The sequence below is a fragment of the Mucilaginibacter sp. P4_G9 genome, assembly GCF_056400985.1.
The window spans coordinates 1-4,209 of record NZ_JBFUKF010000427.1; the positions used below are offsets into that span (position 1 = coordinate 1).

Annotated in this window: 2 protein-coding genes; both read left to right on the forward strand. The window is 41.8% G+C overall.

The annotated features are described in order from the left end of the window. Positions 1-167: 167 nt before the first annotated feature. Positions 168-2,645: a TonB-dependent siderophore receptor gene (locus AC1DPZ_RS23085; protein WP_477407872.1), complete on the forward strand. Its 2,478-nt coding sequence runs from the start codon at positions 168-170 to the stop codon at positions 2,643-2,645. 93 nt (positions 2,646-2,738) lie between these two features. Continuing rightward, complete coding sequence (locus AC1DPZ_RS23090; RefSeq protein ID WP_477407874.1) at positions 2,739-3,953, forward strand: PepSY-associated TM helix domain-containing protein; 1,215 nt, start codon at positions 2,739-2,741, stop codon at positions 3,951-3,953. The last annotated feature ends 256 nt before the right edge of the window (positions 3,954-4,209 follow it).

Here is a 4,209-nt window from a genome sequence, read left to right on the forward strand (position 1 = left end):
GGTTTATAAGGCTAATATAATTACATCTGCAGGGCTTTACGCCTTGTAACGAAATAGTTATAACAGTAGACATGTTTATTCATCTTATTTAAACTAATTCTAAATAAAAGTTGCGAATAAGAAATGTCTTGTTATTTTTGCCCTTAATTAGACTTAGTATAAATAGCATGGCAAACAATCTCTACAATTACATTCAAAAATTTACACTCTTAATTCTATTTATATTTATAAATACCCTCGTTTTAAAAGCCGACGAGGAAGGCAATAACGGTAAAATAACCGGTTTTGTTAAAACCAGCGATGGCAAGGCTGCCTCATACGTTATTGTAGCGATAAAGGGCCTTAATAAAAGTACCACAACCGTTGATGACGGATCATTTACCATTGTTAACGTTAAACCAGGTACCTATACGTTGGTTACCAGTTATGTTGGTACCAAAAGTGAAGAGCAAATGGTTACTGTTATTGCAAACCAAACCACCCGCGTTAATTTCACACTGCGCGAAAGTGCCGCGCAGCTTAATGAAGTAGTGATATCATCTACAAAAACCATTAACCGCAAAAAACTGAGCGTGGGCAAAATGAATGTTGCGCCTATGGACCTGCCTCAAAGCGTTACCGTAATTGGCCGCGATGTACTGGATCAGCAGCAATCTTTACGTTTAAGCGATGTGATCAGGAACGTTAATGGTGTTTACCTGTACAGTGCCCGTGGCAATACACAGGAAACATTTGCTTCCAGGGGATATAGTTTTTCGAGCACCAACATGTTCAAAAACGGTTTTAGGGTAAACTCCGGTGTGGTACCTGAGATAAGTTCGTTAGAGCGGGTTGAGATTTTAAAAGGCAGCGCGGCGTTATTATATGGTAATGTTGCACCCGGCGGTATCCTGAATATGGTTACCAAAAAGCCATTATTTGAGCAAGGCGGCAAAGTATCCATGACTTATGGCAGCTATGATCTGTACCGCCCATCGTTTGATGTTTACGGCCCTATATCTTCCAAATTAGCTTACCGCTTAAACGGCACTTATGAAAAAGCAAACAGTTTTCGTGATAATGTAAAATCCGAACGGGAGTACATCAACCCTTCGTTTCTGTACAAAGTAAGCGATAAAACAACCATTATTGTTGAAGGTGATTACCTGAACTATGATTTTACCCCCGATTTTGGTACCGGGCAAATCAATAATGTAATTGCCAATGTACCGCGTAACAGATACCTGGGCGCTTCATGGTCAACCGGTAATACCAAACAAAGCACGGCTACCGCTACCATTAATCACCAGATAAATAGTTTATGGCAAATAAGCGGAGGAATCTCTTACCAGCACTTTAACAGGCAATACCAAACAACCGAACGCGTGCTGCCAAATGCAAGCGGCGACTGGGGACGCACCCTGAACCGGGCAAAAACACTGGAGGATTATTACACCGGGCAGCTTAATGTTACCGGCCAGTTTAATACAGGTTCCATCAAACACAATATTTTAGTAGGTGTTGACGCGGATAGGTATAACAATACTGCTTATACTTATGTGGCTAACATTGATAAAGTGTCGAGTTATTGGGATCAGGGTACTGCTATAAAACCTGTGGTTTACGATACAATTAATATTTTTAATGTAGATAAATATAATTTGCGTACAGACAAACCTGTGATGAATCCCTTGTATAGAATATTAACAAAAACTAATCGTTTTGGTGCATATTTTAACGACCTTATTAGCTTATCAGATAAAGTTAAAGTGCTTGCAGGTATTCGCTGGTCATACCAATATATAGCGCCAACGGTAGTTGCCAATTATTACAACACTACTCCGGCCCTGGCTACGCCAGCAAAAAGCAAAACCGACAAGGCATTTTCTCCAAGAGTGGGTATAGTTTACAAACCGCTAACCAACACTGCGTTGTTTGCCAGTTACTCCAACTCTTTTATAACCAATACTGGTTCAGATGTTAATGGTAACCCACTTGATCCATCAATAGTTGACCAATATGAAGCCGGGATAAAAAATGATTTCCTAAATGGAAATTTGTCCGTGAATGTAACGGCATATCGCATTATCAATAACAACCTTGCTCAAACAGCACCATTCTTGGCCGATGGGACAACCGTAAATATAAATACCAATATTAAAGAACTGGTTGGTCAAACAAAAAGCAACGGTGTAGAACTCGACATTGCAGGGCATCCGGTTAAAGGGCTCGATCTGTTAGCCGGTTACAGTTATACCAACGCCCGTTATTCAAAAACTTCAGCTTCGTTTGGCAGCAACATAGCAGGGCAGCCCTTATTGAATGTGCCAAAGCATACAGCAAATGCCAGTGCTTTCTATAACTTTTATGATGGTAGCCTAAAGGGTTTTAAAGTGGGTGCATCGGTATATTACCTGGGCGACCGTATTGCAGGCAATGCCAATACTGTACCGGCTAAAGGACAAGCCCAGCCTGCAAATAAACTGGTATATGTATCCGGCTTTACCACGGTTGATGCCTCAGTTGGTTATACCTATAAAAAGATCTCTATTATTGGTAAGATCTCCAATATAGGTAACGTATTAAATTATAACGTCCACGAAAATTACAGTATCAACCCAATACCACCAAGGCAGTTTTTAACTACTCTGGCTTATAGTTTTTAAGGCATAAAGCTGTATAAMCATCGTTACGGTTAGGATATAAAAAAATGAATACACCGGGATATGCTTTGGCATACCCGGTTTTTATAATTAAAAATGATGAAAGTATTTTTCCGCACCATTCACCTTTACCTGAGCCTTGCGGCGGGTATTGTCATTTTTTGTTCGTGTGTTACGGGCACTATGTTGGTGTTTGAAAAAGAGATTGAGCATAGCCTGCATCCCAAACGTTACTATGTGGAGCCACAGCAAACGCGGATGCCATTGGCACAGCTGATAAAAGCCGCGTTGAAACAGGCGCCCAAGTCAAAATTTGCTTCGGCCATGGTTTATAACGATGCCGGGAGAACGGTGGAGATTGGCGTGATGGTGCCCGAGAAAAGGGACAAAAAGGAAAAGCCGGCTCAAACCGGTAAAGGTAAACCTGCAGGTGCGCCTGGTAAAACCGGTAAAGGCGCCAAGGAGGGAGGAAAGCACAATTTAACCGTTTTTGTAAACCCATATACCGGCCAGGTAATGGGCGAATATAACCGCAGGCAATCGTTCCTGTTTTCAGTCGAGATGCTTCACCGGTTTTTGTTAGCCGGGAAGGATAGCGCGGGCGATTGGATAGTAGGGATCTCAACCCTGCTTTTCCTGTTCATACTGATAACCGGTGTAGTACTCTGGTGGCCAAAAACAAAAAACATCATGCGGCAGCGGCTAAAAATAAAGTGGGATGGCAGTACCAAACGGCTGGTGCATGATCTGCACATAGTTACCGGCTTTTATACTTCGGTTTTTTTGATAGTAATTGTTTTAACCGGGTTAATCATGTCGTTTAAATGGGCCAACCAGGCATTGTTTGCCATAACAGGTTCAAAACTTGTAAAAGAACAGCCCAAATCGCCGCAATCAAAATACCAGGCAGGCGCTGCGGCTTTAACTGTTGATGCCGCATTACAAAATGTAGCAGCTAAAACCCAGGGAGCCGAATACTATACGGTGCGCGTTCCGGGAGATTCAACCGGGACCTATAGCATCAATATTTTACCCAAAGGTGCATTGGAAAACACGGCCGATACTTATTATGTAGATCAGTACAGCGGCAGCTTGGCCGGTGCGCAAATGTTTGCTGCTAAAAATTTAGGTCAGCGTCTAAGAGCATTGGTGAAGCCTGTGCACACCGGTTCGGTATATGGTTTACCTACCAAGGTTGTCAGTTTTGTGGTTTGTTTATTATCGCTCATATTTCCGGTAACCGGGGTAATGATGTGGCTTAACCGTACACGGAAAAAGAAAAAACCTGTAGGTAAGCTGCAATTGGTGTAAGTGTTTTATAGTTTAAAAAAAACCTTTCAAAACGTTTTCTACTTCATAGTTTCACGAAATTTTACCTCTCGCAATGCGAACGGATATGTGTTTCATTAGAGGCGTTTTTAGGAATGCTATTTACTTATTCCTTCAAGGATACTAAAAGGCGACATTGTTGGTATTACCCTGGTTAGCTTAAGGCCGGCATCGTCAAACAATTGCCTGTATTCCTTTTCTGTTCGTTCGCAGCCTGGCAGGTATTGCAACATCTGTA